The 15,809-nt window shown below is 38.9% G+C and carries 11 protein-coding genes; 8 read left to right on the top strand and 3 right to left on the bottom strand.

Annotated elements, in window-relative coordinates; translation table 11 throughout:
* Positions 1–52 precede the first annotated feature (52 nt).
* Both F580_RS0111415 and F580_RS0111420 read left to right on the top strand, forming a co-directional pair.
* Positions 53–2,527: a DNA polymerase II gene (locus F580_RS0111415; protein WP_019027865.1), complete on the top strand. Its 2,475-nt coding sequence runs from the start codon at positions 53–55 to the stop codon at positions 2,525–2,527.
* Between the two features lie 604 nt (positions 2,528–3,131).
* Positions 3,132–4,313 carry a cystathionine beta-lyase gene (locus tag F580_RS0111420; RefSeq protein ID WP_019027866.1) on the top strand — a complete coding sequence of 394 codons (1,182 nt, stop codon included), beginning with the start codon at positions 3,132–3,134 and terminating at the stop codon, positions 4,311–4,313.
* Positions 4,314–4,627: 314 nt separating this feature from the next.
* Here the strand turns inward: F580_RS0111420 and F580_RS0111425 are convergent, their stop codons facing one another.
* A complete protein-coding gene (locus F580_RS0111425; protein ID WP_019027867.1) occupies positions 4,628–5,692 on the bottom strand; it encodes a M14 family metallopeptidase in 1,065 nt (354 codons plus the stop codon).
* A gap of 179 nt (positions 5,693–5,871) precedes the next feature.
* On the opposite strand from F580_RS0111425, the gene F580_RS0111430 reads away from it, so the two are divergent.
* From F580_RS0111430 to F580_RS0111440, 3 genes are all read left to right on the top strand, one after another.
* Positions 5,872–6,222 (top strand): HIT domain-containing protein, encoded by a 351-nt coding sequence (locus F580_RS0111430; protein WP_019027868.1) that lies wholly within the window; start codon positions 5,872–5,874, stop codon positions 6,220–6,222.
* A 142-nt stretch (positions 6,223–6,364) separates the two neighbouring features.
* A complete protein-coding gene (locus F580_RS0111435; RefSeq protein WP_019027869.1) occupies positions 6,365–7,441 on the top strand; it encodes a sensor histidine kinase in 1,077 nt (358 codons plus the stop codon).
* 83 nt (positions 7,442–7,524) lie between these two features.
* Positions 7,525–8,367 (top strand): LytR/AlgR family response regulator transcription factor, encoded by an 843-nt coding sequence (locus tag F580_RS0111440; RefSeq protein ID WP_019027870.1) that lies wholly within the window; start codon positions 7,525–7,527, stop codon positions 8,365–8,367.
* A gap of 382 nt (positions 8,368–8,749) precedes the next feature.
* Here the strand turns inward: F580_RS0111440 and pyk are convergent, their stop codons facing one another.
* The gene (gene pyk / locus F580_RS0111450) at positions 8,750–10,201 is read right to left on the bottom strand and encodes a pyruvate kinase (RefSeq protein ID WP_019027872.1); all 1,452 of its coding nucleotides are present in this window, start codon (positions 10,199–10,201) and stop codon (positions 8,750–8,752) included.
* Between the two features lie 129 nt (positions 10,202–10,330).
* On the bottom strand, positions 10,331–11,179 hold the full coding sequence (locus tag F580_RS0111455) for a MurR/RpiR family transcriptional regulator (RefSeq protein ID WP_019027873.1): 849 nt from the start codon (positions 11,177–11,179) through the stop codon (positions 10,331–10,333).
* A 467-nt stretch (positions 11,180–11,646) separates the two neighbouring features.
* On the opposite strand from F580_RS0111455, the gene zwf reads away from it, so the two are divergent.
* From zwf to edd, 3 genes are all read left to right on the top strand, one after another.
* On the top strand, positions 11,647–13,116 hold the full coding sequence (gene zwf, locus F580_RS0111460) for a glucose-6-phosphate dehydrogenase (protein ID WP_019027874.1): 1,470 nt from the start codon (positions 11,647–11,649) through the stop codon (positions 13,114–13,116).
* Positions 13,116–13,811: a 6-phosphogluconolactonase gene (gene pgl, locus F580_RS0111465; protein ID WP_019027875.1), complete on the top strand. Its 696-nt coding sequence runs from the start codon at positions 13,116–13,118 to the stop codon at positions 13,809–13,811. Before zwf ends, pgl begins: the two co-directional genes overlap by 1 nt.
* A 68-nt stretch (positions 13,812–13,879) precedes the next feature.
* Positions 13,880–15,694 (top strand): phosphogluconate dehydratase, encoded by a 1,815-nt coding sequence (gene edd / locus F580_RS0111470; RefSeq protein WP_019027876.1) that lies wholly within the window; start codon positions 13,880–13,882, stop codon positions 15,692–15,694.
* Positions 15,695–15,809: the final 115 nt, after the last annotated feature.

A 15,809-nucleotide genomic window follows, 5' to 3' on the forward strand; every position in this document is an offset into this window, starting at 1 on the left:
GCTGTATATATTAACAGGTTTGCCCGTATCGCACGAAATATATCACTATAAAATGACAAACTTTAAGACAACGGATATCAATCAAGGTTTTTTACTGACCCGACAAGTGCAAGATACCGAACACGGTTTGCAAATAACCTTGTGGCTAAAAAGTGACCTAGGGCCAACTAAACTTGTTATAGAGAATGAGCTAGCTGTTTTTTTTATTGAGCATCATCAGTTAGAACTTGCCTTAAACACGCTTGCTAAGCAAAGAATTCCTCTGGAAAAATCCCATCAATTATCGTTAAAAACATTTGCTCAACAAAAGGTTGCTGGCCTGTACTTTAACTCGATGCGCAGTTTTTACCGGGCTAGAGAATCTTTAAAAGCCCAACATATCAAATGTTATGAAGATGACATTCGCCCCGACGACCGTTTTTTAATGGAGCGCCATATAACCGCGGATATTACTTATCGAGGTCATTCAATCGATGCTAAGAAAAATCATTTAAAAGATAAACCCTGCCAGGGTTATCAATTAATCAAGCAAGCCAAGTGCAAACGTGCCTTAGTAAAAGACAAAGCTAAGCTGAGCATGTTATCTATCGATATTGAGTGCTCGATGAGTGGCGAGCTCTATTCCATCGGCTTGTATGCTTTTAATGGTAATGCTTCAGGCACTAAGGAAGTATTTAATCGAGTCTTGATGATTGGTAAAGCGCAAGTAGATTGTGAAAGTTATATCACGTGGCTAACCGATGAAAAAGAACTATTACAGCAGTTTATCGTTGAAGTTAACTTATTCGATGCTGATATTTTTATCGGATGGAATGTCATTAATTTTGATTTTGTTTTACTGCAAAAAAGGTGTGATCTACATGGTATTAAGTTTGCCATTGGCCGTGATGGTAGTAAGCCTTACTGGCGTAAAAATGCCAATAACAGCGAACAAAATTTCATTGAAATAGCCGGGCGTGTCGTGCTTGATGGCATAGATTTGTTAAAAACGGCCACGTATAACTTCCCTAGTTTTTCTCTCGATAATGTAGCCCAGACCTTACTTGGGATAGGTAAAAAAGTAACTGATGTTGAAAATAGAGTGCAAGAAATCACTGATAACTTTCATCATAACAAAACGGCACTGGCCGCCTATAATCTAGAAGATTGTCGCTTAGTTTGGCTTATCTTTGAAAAAACTCAATTATTGGCGTTTGCGCAACTCAGGGCCCAACTTACGGGCTTAGCTATTGATAGGGTAGGTGGCTCAGTTGCTGCATTTACCAACCTATATTTACCCAAATTACACCGTAGTGGTTATATTGCGCCTAATATGGGCGATGGTGAGTCAGGATTAGTGTCACCGGGTGGGTATGTGATGGACTCAATTCCCGGGCTTTATGAAAATGTATTGGTGCTTGATTTTAAATCCTTGTACCCCAGTATTATCCGAACTTTTAAAATTGACCCTATGGGTTTAATTGAAGGATTAAAAGTTGTCAATGAGCGAATTGATGAAGATAATCGTCTGCAGGTGATAAAAGGTTTTGATGGCGCTTACTTTTCAAGAACAGCACACTTCCTTCCTGATATTATTGAGACACTTTGGTTAGAACGTGATAAAGCAAAACAACAAAAAAATGCCGCTTTGTCACAAGCAATCAAAATCATTATGAACAGTTTTTATGGGGTACTCGGCTCAACAGGTTGTCGCTTTTTTGATCCAAGACTCTCTGGCTCGATTACCAAAAGAAGTCATGAAATATTAAAGAAAACTAGTCATTGGATAACCCAAAAAGGTCATAAGGTCATTTATGGAGATACAGACTCTATATTTGTTTTTATCGGTAAAGATAAGACTAAGCAACAGGCAAAGCAGTTAGGTCTTGAATTACAAGGTTTTATCAATGAAAAATGGCAAGTTACTTTACAACAAGACTTTAAAATTACTAGTCAATTAGACATTGAATTTGAAACCCATTTTACCAAATTTCTAATGCCTAAAATTCGTGGTCTGAATCACTCAAAAGATCAAAAAGTTATTGGTACCAAAAAGCGCTATGCGGGTATCTCTAATGACGTGATGATTTTTAAAGGCTTAGAAACAGTGAGAAGTGACTGGACTGAGCTGAGTAAAGAATTTCAACAGGAATTATATCGATTAGTTTTTAATAATGAGCCTATTGATGAGTATATTACTACCATGGTAGATGGCTTAAAAGCGGGTCTTTATGATGATAAATTAGTTTATCAGAAAAAGATTCGACGTCAGTTAAACGACTATGTCAATACGCCACCCCATATCAAAGCGGCATTAATGGCTAATAAAAGGCTAGTTGAGCAAGGTGTTAAGGCAAAATATAAACATAGAAGTTCTATCAAGTATGTGATTACTTTAGATGGTGTTCAGCCTTTAGAATTTCACGAGAGTAAACTTGACTATGATTTTTATGTAGAAAGGCAGCTTAAACCCATAGCCGATGACATTCTACCTTTTATTAACCGAGATTTTGACGCGATTACCAGTGATCAACTGGGACTTTTCTAACATAGTATTCAAATGCTGATATCAACAACGATTAGTAACTAATAGCACTTTCAATAAGTTTCTTCTCACTCAGTGAGCGTTAAAAGTCTTAGCGGCAAGGAATTGACTGCAGATAATGGCTATTCAGGAGAATATGCTCAGGATAATGTGCTCCTGCATTATCTAATAAGTCATATCCATGTATCGTCTGCATTCTCAATTAAGCTACATCCAAGTAACGTGCTTATCACAATCAATAACGCAGCAGGTAAGCCTTTCCCTTTTATTCGGTATTCGCCTTGGCGGAGCCTACTCAATAGCCACTAACATAGTTAAACTTTTTGGGTTTAGAATGACTAGACCGAAACAAATTTTCCTTGTTATTGAACCTTTCATTGAACCTTTCATTGAACCTTGAATAAAGCTATGTGCTGGGAAAAAAATTAATTAAATTGGTATTATTCTCAAACCGTTGCCAAGCTTTGAATGAGAACTAACTCAAAGGACTTGGTATAACTTATTTCTAATTTTTCTTAACAATGTCTAGCTAGTCTCCCTTAATCAGGTTATAAATACTTTAATGAGTTTTGGATGGCTAGATAGCTGTAAGTGATGAGAAAAAAATATGAAACAAGATACCAAAATAATTAAAGCTGGCCGTAGTGATAAATGGACTAATGGCGTGGTCAATCCGCCAGTAACTCGTGCATCAACGGTAGTTTTTAATACCGTCGCTGAAATGAATAGTGCCGTGGCCAACCGACATAACCAAACCATGGTCTATGGTCGCCGCGGAACGAACACCTCTTTTGCTTTTAGTGATGCCATGACTGAGTTAGAAGGCGGCGCGGGTTGTGCTTTATATCCATCGGGCACTGCAGCAATCACCAATGCTATTCTGGCTTTTGTTAAACAAGGTGATCATATCTTGATGGTCGATAGTGCCTATGAGCCTACTCGTGATTATTGCGATAAAATATTAGCTAAAATGGGCGTAAGTACTACCTATTATGATCCTATGGTGGGCGCTGAGATTGAAGCTTTGATTCAAGATAATACCCGTTTAATTTTCTTGGAATCACCCGGCTCTATCACCATGGAAGTACAAGATGTACCGGCGATAAGTGCGGTTGCCCATAAGCATGATTGTATAGTGATGCTAGATAATACCTGGGCGGCAGGCATTAATTTTCAGCCATTCGACTATGGTGTTGATGTTAGTGTCCAAGCAGCGACTAAATATATTGTTGGTCACTCTGATGTAATGTTGGGTACAGCAACCGCAGTTGAAAAGCATTGGCCACAACTTCGTGATTACAGTTACCTGATGGGGCAGTGTACGTCTCCTGATGATTTATATCTTGCCTTGCGTGGTATGCGTACTCTTGGTGTTAGATTAAAGCAACACCAAAAAAGTGCGATGAAAGTGGCTCGGTGGCTACAGAAACGTCCAGAAGTGGCTAAAATATTACACCCTGCGTTTGAGTCTTGCCCTGGCCATGAATTTTTTGAGCGTGACTTTAAAGGCTCCAATGGCTTATTTTCATTTGTACTAAATTGCGGTAATAAAGCCGCTTTGACCGCTTTTCTAGATGGTTTACAGCATTTTAAAATGGGCTATTCATGGGGCGGGTTTGAAAGCTTAATTCTGGGTATTAGCAATGTAAATTCGATTCGTAGTGCAACCACATTTGATTGTGAATTTCCATTGATTCGCTTGCATATAGGTTTAGAGGATGTTGATGATCTAATTAGCGACCTAGAGCAAGGCTTTACTCGATTTAATCAAGTGATGGCAAGCAGCTAAGTTTATCTCTGAAACTTATTGAGGCTCAGTTTAGGCCCAAGTAAGGCTCAGATACGGGGCAGTGAAGGTTTAGTGTAATCTAACGCCTCTTTACTCGAGCTGAACTTGGCATCTTCCCGCCAATTTCAATAAGTTTAGCGAGAGTTTTATACCATATAAGGTAAACGGTTACCTTATATGGCATTTGCTTTAGCTTCGAGTCAATCTTATAAGCTCGCGAGCAAAGAGTCTGTTGCTAGGTTAGCAGGGGGATTCTATCGCTGCTACGTTGCAGAGTTAAGTATCAGTGTGAAGTATCATAGTTAACTACAGTGTTAGCTTTCGGGCTGACTTAGCTTGACCACATAAAACAGACAGTCATTTATTGCGGTACTTTTATTTGTTGTTGCTTTAAATAGACGTAAATTATGTCGGCAAACAAGTTGATTTTCACGGGTATAAAAATACTCATCTAAGACGTTATCGCCGCGCTTATCAATAAGCTGCAAGTTATCTAGGCCGTTACCGTCGATCCAACCAAGCATTTCATCTTGATGGGCGCTACCAAAATTAAAACATTCAATATTATCTTTAAGCGTTACACCACTGTGACCTTCATCATGCTTGGCGTATGAAAGTTTAGCCTCATTTTTTAGCTGTAATCTTAACGGGCGATAGATAACTTCTACGGGCTTTTCTTGGTGGATATAACCAATACTCTCACAGTGAGCTACTTGGCTAATCCCTGAAAAGGCAACTTCATGGGCTTGTTCATCTTGGCAACCACCACATTCAATAGTGATAAATGGGCAATTAAAGTCTTGCTCTATCATTGAGCCCATAGTCAAGTCAGATAAAATTAACGTTTGGCAAAAAAGTGAAGCCAATGACAAGCTTTGTGTGGTCACGAAAGCGCTTATTGCAAAAGTCGGTCCTGGGCTTGACGAATTATGAAGGTCGATCACCATTTCCGGGTTGACCTCTCTTATTGCCTGCTCAATTAATGAAGCACGTTGACAATAACCTCTATGTCCCTCATTACATTGAAAAGAGCATTGTTTGCCAAAGCAACGATTGATATCCATACCACCAGGTATAAACCGTTGAGTGAAAAGCGGACGCGTACTCGCCGCTTCCACCGAGCAAATAATAAAACGTAAATTGGTTATTGGTTTTTCTTGCGTTACCACTTCTGTTAAATAACGATGTAAGGCGATTAAGCCAGAAGGTTCATTACCGTGCAGTAGTGTGGTAAAAACACGATACTTTTCCTGATTCTTTCCTGAGACATCAATAACGGTTGGACCAGTCATGGATAGCAGAAATTGTTCGTAGTCTGCATGTATATCTTGCCAAGTAGGATCTTTTATATAGTTTATTTCACTAAAATCTATATCCATAGTATCGCCTAAGTAATTGTTTGTTTGATGTGCATAGCGCTTTCTTGACGATTAGCATGTCACAGATACTGCTACTCGCATGTTGATTCAGGTCAATAAACTGTATTAAATAGGTGATTTATATTTATTTGGCGGTAAACTATCACTACATTTGCAAGAACTTATATAGAGGCCCCGTTATGAGTGAAGAAACTATCTTTTCTAAAATCATTCGTCAAGAAATCCCAACACCATTATTATATCAAGATGAATTAGTGACTGCTTTTCGCGATATTTCGCCCAGAGTTGATACTCATATTTTAATCGTGCCCAACAAACTTATAGCCACGGTTAATGATGTCACCAGCGAAGATGAATTAACATTAGGGCGTATGATTACGGTTGCCAAGAAACTTGCCAAAGAAGAAGGTATTGATGAAAAGGGTTATCGGCTAATCATCAATTGTAATAATGATGGAGGTCAAGAGGTATACCATATTCATATGCATTTATTGGGTGGACAACCACTAGGCGCGATGTTGTCTATTTAATTTGAACTAATGGCTTGCTTATCATTCAAGTTAAGCCAGGTATCAACATCCTGTTCAATATGCGACAAGTTGCCGGAATACTAAGGTCAAAAGCAATGAAATCATTTAATTATTAGCGCATACTTTCCTTAGTACCTTTTATATGGTTAATTTTGTGAACTGGAAAGACTTACTCGAAAATAGAAATCGCTTATTTTGGCTTGTGCATACAGCTGGCTGGTTTGGTTTTGCATTTGTGCATTACCTCGGCTCGTTGCAGCATGACCTACGTGATATTTTTGTGGTAATCATTTTTTTAAACGCTTATGCCGGTTGGTTATTCACGGTGCCCCTGCGTTATATTTACCGTAAAGCATGGAACTTCCCGCCCATTAAAATCGCCCTGGTGGTGATACTTTCCTCCTATTTCACCGGGGTATTATGGCAAATAGTTAAAAATATTAACTATTGGGAAATTTATAAACACGGTTATGAACCTGAGTTTTGGTATATGTATACCCGATCAAGCTTAAGCGCCTTTTATATTATCTTGAGTTGGAGTGGTCTTTATTTTGGTAGTAAATACTATCAAATGCTACAGATTGAAAAGCAAAATGTCTTAAAAGCGAATAGTGTTGCCCATCAAGCACAATTAAAAATGTTGCGCTATCAGCTTAATCCCCATTTTCTATTTAATACCCTCAATGCTATTTCTACGCTTATTTTGGTAGAAGAAAATAAAACAGCTAATAACATGGTTACTAAACTCAGTGCGTTTTTACGCTACTCATTAGATAAAGACCCGATGAAAAAAGTAACCTTAGAAACAGAAATACAAGCACTGAAATTGTATCTAGATATCGAAAAAGTACGCTTTGAAGATAGGTTACGTCTCGATTTTCAGATAAAAGAAGATGCTCAGCAAGCGTTAGTACCGAGTATGATTTTGCAGCCTTTAGCTGAAAATGCGATAAAACATGCCATCGCAGTGCAAGAGCAGGGCGGCAGTCTTACTATTTCAGTCAGCCGCTTTGCCGATGACTTATTGATAGAAATTGCGGATGACGGACCCGGGGCCGATATTGTCAACGGCAACTTACATCGCGAAAGTGGCGTTGGTTTAGTCAATACTCGTGAACGTTTACAAGCGTTATATCATGAAAAATATTCGTTAGTTGTTTCCCATAATCAACCTTCAGGTGTTAAAGTAAACCTGCGTTTACCTTTTCAGTTAAGCTAGCGAAGCCTAAATAGTATATTTTAGCCTCATAGGCTGCAATGCTTCGCTAATGTTTATCGGATCAAATTACTTAGGAATTTTGTATGTCACTATCAACCATCATTGTTGATGATGAACCACTCGCCCGAAAAGGCTTGGCAATACGTTTACAAGCGCATGGCGATATAAATGTTATTGAACAATGCTCTAACGGCAGAGAGGCACTCGAGGCTATTAGGGCATACCCCGTTGACTTAATGTTTCTTGATATTCAAATGCCAGGCCTTAATGGCTTTCAGGTCATTGAAAGTATTATTGAGCAAGGCCTCTCCATGCCGGTTGTTGTCTTTGTGACCGCTTTTGATCAATATGCACTAAAAGCCTTTGAAGTTCATGCCTTGGACTATCTATTAAAACCAGCGGATGAAGAAAGATTAGCGCAAACTATTGATAAAATTAAATATTACTTTAAAGGCGCTGTTGATACGGCACATAAATCGAAATTAGTACGTTTAGTGAGCGACGTTACCGGTAACGATTATCAGAAGATCTTAGCGGAATTAGAGAATAATCAAGAATTAAGCTTATCTAGCTATTCTGATGTCTTGGCTATTAAGGATGCTGGCGAAGTGAGTCGGGTACCCGTTAAAGATATTCTTTGGATTGATGCTGCCGGTGATTACATGTGTGTCCACACCTTAGAAAATAAGCAAAGCACTTTAAAAGAAAATACTTATATTCTTAGAAAAACCATGAAAGAACTCGAAACGTGTTTAGATCCTAAGCAATTTATCCGTAATCACAGATCGACAATCGTTAACAAGAATTTTATTGCTAAATTCTGCAGTCAAGTCAATGGTGAGTATTTTCTAGTATTGAAAAATGGCAAAGAATTAAAGGTAAGTCGCAGTTATAAAGATAAAGTAAAACAGGCCGTTAATAGTTAGCCCGTTAGTCGACTACTTAATACCATTCCGCATAAAGAAGTGCCCACTTAGAATGACATGGGCGACATTAGAACAAATAAAATATGTGAAGATATAGTTATTCTACATTAAACAAATTTTGTGAAGTTATCATGGTGTCCATGCATTCCCGAAGGGCGAGTTTTAAAGGCTTACATGCTACGTTATTGATTTTGATAAGGGAATAACCATTCTCTGCAATCAATGCCTTGCCTCTAAGCCTTTAAATTCTCGCTAAGTGATCACTTTCTTATACGGATTGGTATAACTTAATGGCACAAAAAACAACAGTAAAAAAAGGCCAGATGTTATCAACATCTGGCCTTTTTTGTTACTTACTAATTAGTTTTAGCATTTTTCGCTATTAGCGAAGATGTCTTTTAGTAACAGTTAACACTTTCAACGTATTTGAAGCACCAACGGTTTCCATGGTATCACCGTGCGTTAAAATTAACTTATCGCCTACGACTAAGTCAATGTGACCACTGACCGCTTTTAATATCTCATTAGATAAATCGTCATGGTTAACATCGGTAGAATCAAATTCAATGGGATAAACACCACGGTAAATTGCTGTTTTATTCAATGTCTTTCTATGACGAGACAAAGAGAAAATAGGTAAGCCAGAGGTAATGCGGGACATTATTTTACTGGTTTGACCGGACTCGGTTAACGCTATAATCGCTTTAACACCGTCTAAATGATTGGCGGCATACATAGCGGATAAAGCAATTGTTTCTGAAACTTCCGTGAAAGTAAGTTCAATTCTGTGACTAGAAATGTTTACCGAGCGATGTTTTTCAGCGCCTAGACAAACATTTGCCATCGCTTTCACTGTTTCAACAGGGTATTTTCCTGCTGCAGTTTCGGCTGATAACATTACCGCATCAGTGCCATCTAATACTGCATTGGCTACATCCATAACCTCTGCGCGTGTTGGCATAGGCTGCTCAATCATGGTTTCCATCATCTGTGTGGCCGTGATCACTACTCGGTTCAGTTGGCGAGAACGGGCAATAATATGCTTTTGCATACCCACTAGTGCTGCATCACCAATTTCAACACCTAAATCACCACGAGCAACCATAACAACATCTGAAGCTAAGATTATACCATCAAGAATTTTATCATCATTAACGGCTTCTGCACGTTCAATTTTAGAGACTAAACGCGCATCGCAACCGGCTTCTTGGGCGAGTAAACGCGCTTCACGCATATCGGCAGCATTACGTGGGAAAGATACGGCAAGAAAATCTACATCAATTTTAGCGGCAAGTTTAATATCTTCTTTATCTTTTAGCGTTAAAGCTGGGGCTGTTAAACCACCACCTTGACGGTTAATACCTTTATTGTTTGATAAAGGACCGCCAACGGTTACTTCTGTAAATACCGAAGAATCCGAAGTAGATAATACTTTTAATTGCACACGGCCGTCATCCAGTAATAAAACATCGCCAGTGCTAACATCTTGTACTAATTTTTTGTAATCGATACCGACTTTTTCTTGACAGCCTTGGCCTTTTTCTAAGGTGGCATCTAATTCGAATTTATCACCAATAGCTAATTTAATCGGGCCATTTTTAAAGGTAGATACACGGATTTTAGGGCCTTGTAAATCGCCTAAGATACCTACATAAATACCTAGCTCTTTGGCTATAGCTCTAACATTGTTTGCTCTGTCAATGTGATCTTGTGGGATACCATGAGAAAAGTTTAGTCTAACTACGTTGACACCAGCAGCTAATACATTTCTTAAAATTTCTATATCGTCAGTTGCCGGACCTAAGGTAGCAACAATTTTCGTTCTTCTAGGCATGTTAATCCTCTTACGTTGTCGATTACGTTAATAAGTATGATTTAATTCATCTATTATTTATTAATGCATTAAGTGAATAAAGCCACTTGTTAAGCTAAGTTAATCAGCCAAGCATTAATCTCTAAAAAATTAATCTTTTCTTTCAAAGCGTGAGCTTCTTAAACTGTCTTTTACTTTTTTTAGATTATCTCTAAATTTACTGCCGCGACGTAAAGTAAAGCCTGTAGCTAACACATCAATCAAAGCTAATTGAGCAATACGCGATGACATCGGCATATAAAGATCGGTATCTTCAGCGACATCAACCGTTAATACGATACTGCACTCTTTCGCTAACGGAGTTCCTTTCGTTGTAATACCAATAACAGTGGCATCATTTTCTTTCGCTAAACTGGCAACTTCAACCAATGATTTAGTACGGCCTGTGTGGGAGATAACAATAACAACGTCACCTTGACGACTATTTATAGCACTCATACGTTGCATTAATATGTCATCGAAATAAACCACAGGCACATCAAACCGGAAAAATTTATTTTGAGCATCATGGGCAACAATTGCTGAGGCGCCCAAGCCAAAGAATGATATTTTATTGGCTTGTGTTAATACATCAACAGAGCGATTGATATCATTTGTGTCTAAACTTTTACGGGCTGACTCAAGATTGGCCATTGTTGATTCAAATATCTTAGAGGTATATTCCTCTGCAGTATCATTTTCATCAACGTGACGGTTAACATACGGCGTACCATTGGCTAAGCTTTGTGCTAGATGTAATTTAAAATCAGGATAGCCCTTAGTGTCTAATCGGCGACAAAAGCGGTTTACTGTTGGCTCACTGATATTGGCTTGCTTAGCAAGAGCGGCAATACTTGAGTGAATTACGGTACTTGGTGACGCTAAAATTACTTCTGCTACTTTACGTTCAGACTTACTGAGCATGTCCAGTTCGTTAGAGATCTTTTCTAATATATTCATTACTTTTGATCCTAGAGCTTGTCTTCATAGTTTTAGGTAGTATTCATCAATATTTCAATGTTAGCCGCGCTAGAAAATAGGCTAATGTGCCTATACTGTAATTTATTTTCTGTTTGAGGAACAGAAAAAATGAAATTTTATTTCATAATGAACCCTTGATGTGATGAAAATCTTATCGGTTTCACCCACAGTGACCGTTTAAATAATACAGTGATTATCATTGCACAAGCTTAGATATATTGACCTTGACCACTATTCGACTCGTCAACAGCCATTTGTTTTAGCAATATACAATTAATGTAATTAAATTACAAAAAGTTCTTTACTGTCGGCTAAACAAGCGCTAAATTAGGATTATATGTAGTTTAGTTACAACTATTTTTTTCACTGTGAGTTCATTAGAATTACAGCTTAAGTAAAGAAATAAGTAAAATTAAAGCAATAAAATTTTATATAAGAGAAATTCTATGAGTAATTTAAATGGTCAACCCGCGAGTGAAATCGTCATTTTTGGAGCTTTAGGCGACTTATCACGTCGTAAACTCTTACCGGCACTGTATCAATTAGAGGTGTGTGGTTTAATCCACAATGATAGTCGTATCGTCGGTGCAGCAAGACAAGCACACAGTCTCGATGAATTCAAAAGCTTTGTGGTCGAGAATTTAAATGAATTTGTTAAAGAAGCCATAGATGAAAAAGTGCTGTCACGCTTTATCAATCGTTTGGTTTACCAACAACTCGATTTTAAAGACAGTGGTTCATTTACTCACTTAGGTGAAGCGCTTGCAAATGGCAATAGTACTCGTGTTTATTACTTTTCTACCCCGCCAGCAATTTATGGGGATATTTGTCAGGGTTTAGCCCAGGCGAATTTAATTACCGATGCTGATCGTGTAGTCATGGAAAAGCCCATTGGCCACTCCCTTGAGTCTTCTATTGAAATTAACAACCAAGTTTCACAATACTTCAAAGAACAGCAAACTTACCGAATTGATCACTATCTAGGGAAAGAAACGGTACTGAACCTATTGGTATTACGTTTTGCTAACTCACTGTTTACCAATAACTGGGATCGTAACAGTATTGACCACGTGCAAATTACTGTCGCTGAAAGCGTGGGTATTGAAGGACGTTGGGGCTTTTACGATGAAGCCGGCCAAATGCGCGACATGGTTCAAAACCACTTATTACAAATATTATCCCTGTTAGCCATGGAACCACCAGCCGATTTAAGCGCCGACAGTGTTCGTGCTGAAAAGCTTAAAGTCGTTAAAGCCTTAAAACCTATCAACCGAGAAAATATAAAAGAAAAAACGGTTCGGGGTCAATATAGCGATGGCTATTTAGAGGGAGTACCTGTGCCTGGTTATTTAAATGAAGAAGGGGCTAATGCTAACAGCAGCACCGAAACCTTCGTCGCGATAAAAGCAGAAATAGATAACTGGCGCTGGAAGGGCGTACCTTTCTATCTGCGCACGGGTAAACGTATGCCGAAAAAGCACAGTGAAATAGTGGTTCATTTTAAGCAACAACCACATAATATATTTAAAGACAGTCATAGCGATTTACCGGCCAATAAATTAACCATTCGTTTGCAACCCGATGAAGGGGTTGAGTTACAAATGATGAATAAAATTCCTGGCATTGCTTCCCAAATGCGTATCCAAGAAAATAAATTAGATTTAAGTTTTTCAGATACCTATAACGATGAGCGCGTTGTTGATGCTTATGAACGTTTGATGTTAGAAGTGCTAAATGGTAATCAATCATTATTTGTCAGTCGTGATGAAGTTGAAGCTGCGTGGATTTGGGCTGATAGCATCATTGAAGCATGGAAAACTACCAATGAAGCACCTAAACCTTATGCTGCCGGCTCTTGGGGGCCAGTATCTTCTATTTCTTTAATCGCGCGTGATGATCGCCAATGGGTTGAATAATGCACCAGTTAACAGAATTTCTTACACGTAATGATTTAGATGTCGCTTTGGCAAAAAAGGTAAGCCAACTGCTTAGCGAAGCGATAAAACTTAAAGGCAAAGCCAGTATTGCTGTTTCGGGTGGTTCAACACCAAAAGGTTTTTTTAAGGTGTTATCAGAACGTGATCTTGATTGGTCAAAAGTTACCATTACTTTAGCCGATGAGCGTTGGGTGGCTATCGACAGTCAAGACAGCAATACCCGCTTAGTGCATGAAAATTTACTACAAAATAATGCCACAGCAGCTAAATTCTTTCACTTAAAGCAAGGAGAAGAATTTAGCGATGAAACGCTCAATGATTTAAACATAGCCGCCAAAACTAGCTTATTACCACTTGATGTGTTGATTTTAGGTATGGGTGAAGATGGTCATACTGCTTCATTATTCCCGTGTAGCGACGAAATCAATGTTGGCCTTGATGAAAAAAACGATGCTGCTCTGCTTAAAGTTCAACCTAAAACAGCGCCGCATCAACGTATCAGTTTTACTTTTGCTAGCTTAATCACCAGCAAAAATATTTTCCTTCATTCATGTGGTGAAGCAAAGAAGACGGTATTAACACAAGCGTTAAAGGGTGAAGATCCGTTTGAAATGCCGATTAGAGCCTTTTTACACCACCCTAGCTTAAACACTCAAATATTTTGGGCTCCATAACTCACTTGTTAAATAAGTATAAGTTTAAGTATTAAATAAAATTAAAAGTATATAAGTTGAGAGAGTAAATGAAACAGCAAATAGTAGATATTACCGACAGAATCATAAAACGTAGTGCTAAAACACGTGCTCAATATTTAGCGAAAATTGATGCGGCAAAATCAGACACAGTACATCGTGCTGGTTTATCATGCGGTAACTTAGCCCACGGCTTTGCTGCCTGTGGTAAAGATGACAAGCAATCATTACGCGGCATACAACACTCAGATATCGCTATTGTTACCTCTTACAATGATATGCTTAGTGCACATCAACCGTATCAAACTTATCCTGATATCATTAAAGGTGCAGTAAAAGATGCAGGTGGTGTTGCCCAAGTCGCTGCTGGCGTACCTGCCATGTGTGATGGTGTTACGCAAGGTCAACCAGGGATGGATCTTAGCTTGATGAGTCGTGATGTCATTGCCATGTCAGCGGCTGTAGGTTTATCTCACAACATGTTTGATGGCGCAGTAATGTTAGGCATCTGTGACAAAATCGTCCCTGGTTTGTTGATAGCAAGTATGACATTTGGGCATTTACCTATTGTATTTGTTCCTGCGGGGCCAATGCCTTCAGGTCTTCCAAACAAAGAAAAAGCCCGTGTGCGTCAGCAGCATGCTAAGGGTGAAGTAGATGAGGTAGCGTTACTTGAAGCTGAATCTGCATCATATCATTCTGCCGGTACTTGTACTTTCTTCGGCACCGCAAACTCTAATCAGCTAGTGGTTGAAGTGATGGGCTTACATTTACCAGGTGCCTCTTTTATTGCCCCTAATACCCAGCTTCGTGAAGAATTAACAAAAGCTGCTGCTCGTCAGGCGACACGTTTAACCCAGCAATCGGGTAACTATATGCCGATTGGTAAAATGGTCGATGAACGTTCAGTTGTTAACGCAATTGTTGCGTTACTGGCAACAGGTGGCTCAACGAACTTGGTCATGCACATCATTGCATTTGCTAAAGCGGCTGGCATCATTATTAACTTCCAAGATTTTAATGACCTTTCTGAAAGCGTGCCTTTATTAACACGCATTTATCCTAATGGTCATGCTGACATCAATCAATTCCAAGAAGCTGGTGGTATGGCGTTACTGTTCCGTGAACTCATTGAAGGCGGACTGGTATACGAAGATGTCGAAACCATCTGTGGTCGCGGTTTAACTCGATACACTAAAAAGCCTGTTTTAGAGAATGGTGAGCTTAAGTGGGTTGATTGTGTTGAAAAATCACTTGATGATGAAATTATAGCAACCGTTGCTAAGCCATTCAGTTCACATGGTGGTTTACGCGTGATGAAAGGTAATTTAGGTGTTTCTGTTATTAAAACGTCATCACTTAGAGAAGGCAGCTTTGTCATTAAAGCTCCAGCGATTGTTTTTGAGGATCAACATGAATTACAGGCGGCATTTGACGCTGGTGAACTCGAAAAAGATTTTGTTGCCGTAGTAAGATTCCAAGGGCCTAAAGCGCGTGGTATGCCTGAATTACACAAATTAACGCCATTGTTAGGCGTACTGCAAGACAAAGGTTTTAAAGTTGCCCTTCTTACTGACGGACGTATGTCTGGCGCTTCAGGTAAGGTACCTGCAGCCATTCATTTATGCCCAGAGGCACTTGATGGCGGTTTGATTGCTAAGGTGCAGACAGGCGACATGATTAACTTAAATGGTGAAACAGGTGAGTTAACATTGCTCGTTGATGAGCAGGAATTAGCTAATCGCAAGACGGCACTATTTCAAGTTAATGGCCACCATGAAGGTATGGGGCGTGAGTTATTTGGCTTTATGCGCCGTAACTTGAGCTCTGCTGAAACAGGTGCATGTTCGTTATTCGATTCATAACTTGTAAGAACAAATCACGATTAAGGAGTCATACACTGACTCCTAATCAAAATTAATTATATATAGCATTCAGCGCTTATTTAATCCTAGGTTAAACAAGCTAAGAAAATAAAGA

Origin of the sequence: Colwellia piezophila ATCC BAA-637, assembly GCF_000378625.1 — a bacterium.
In the GTDB taxonomy this organism is placed as follows: Bacteria; Pseudomonadota; Gammaproteobacteria; order Enterobacterales; family Alteromonadaceae; genus Colwellia; species Colwellia piezophila.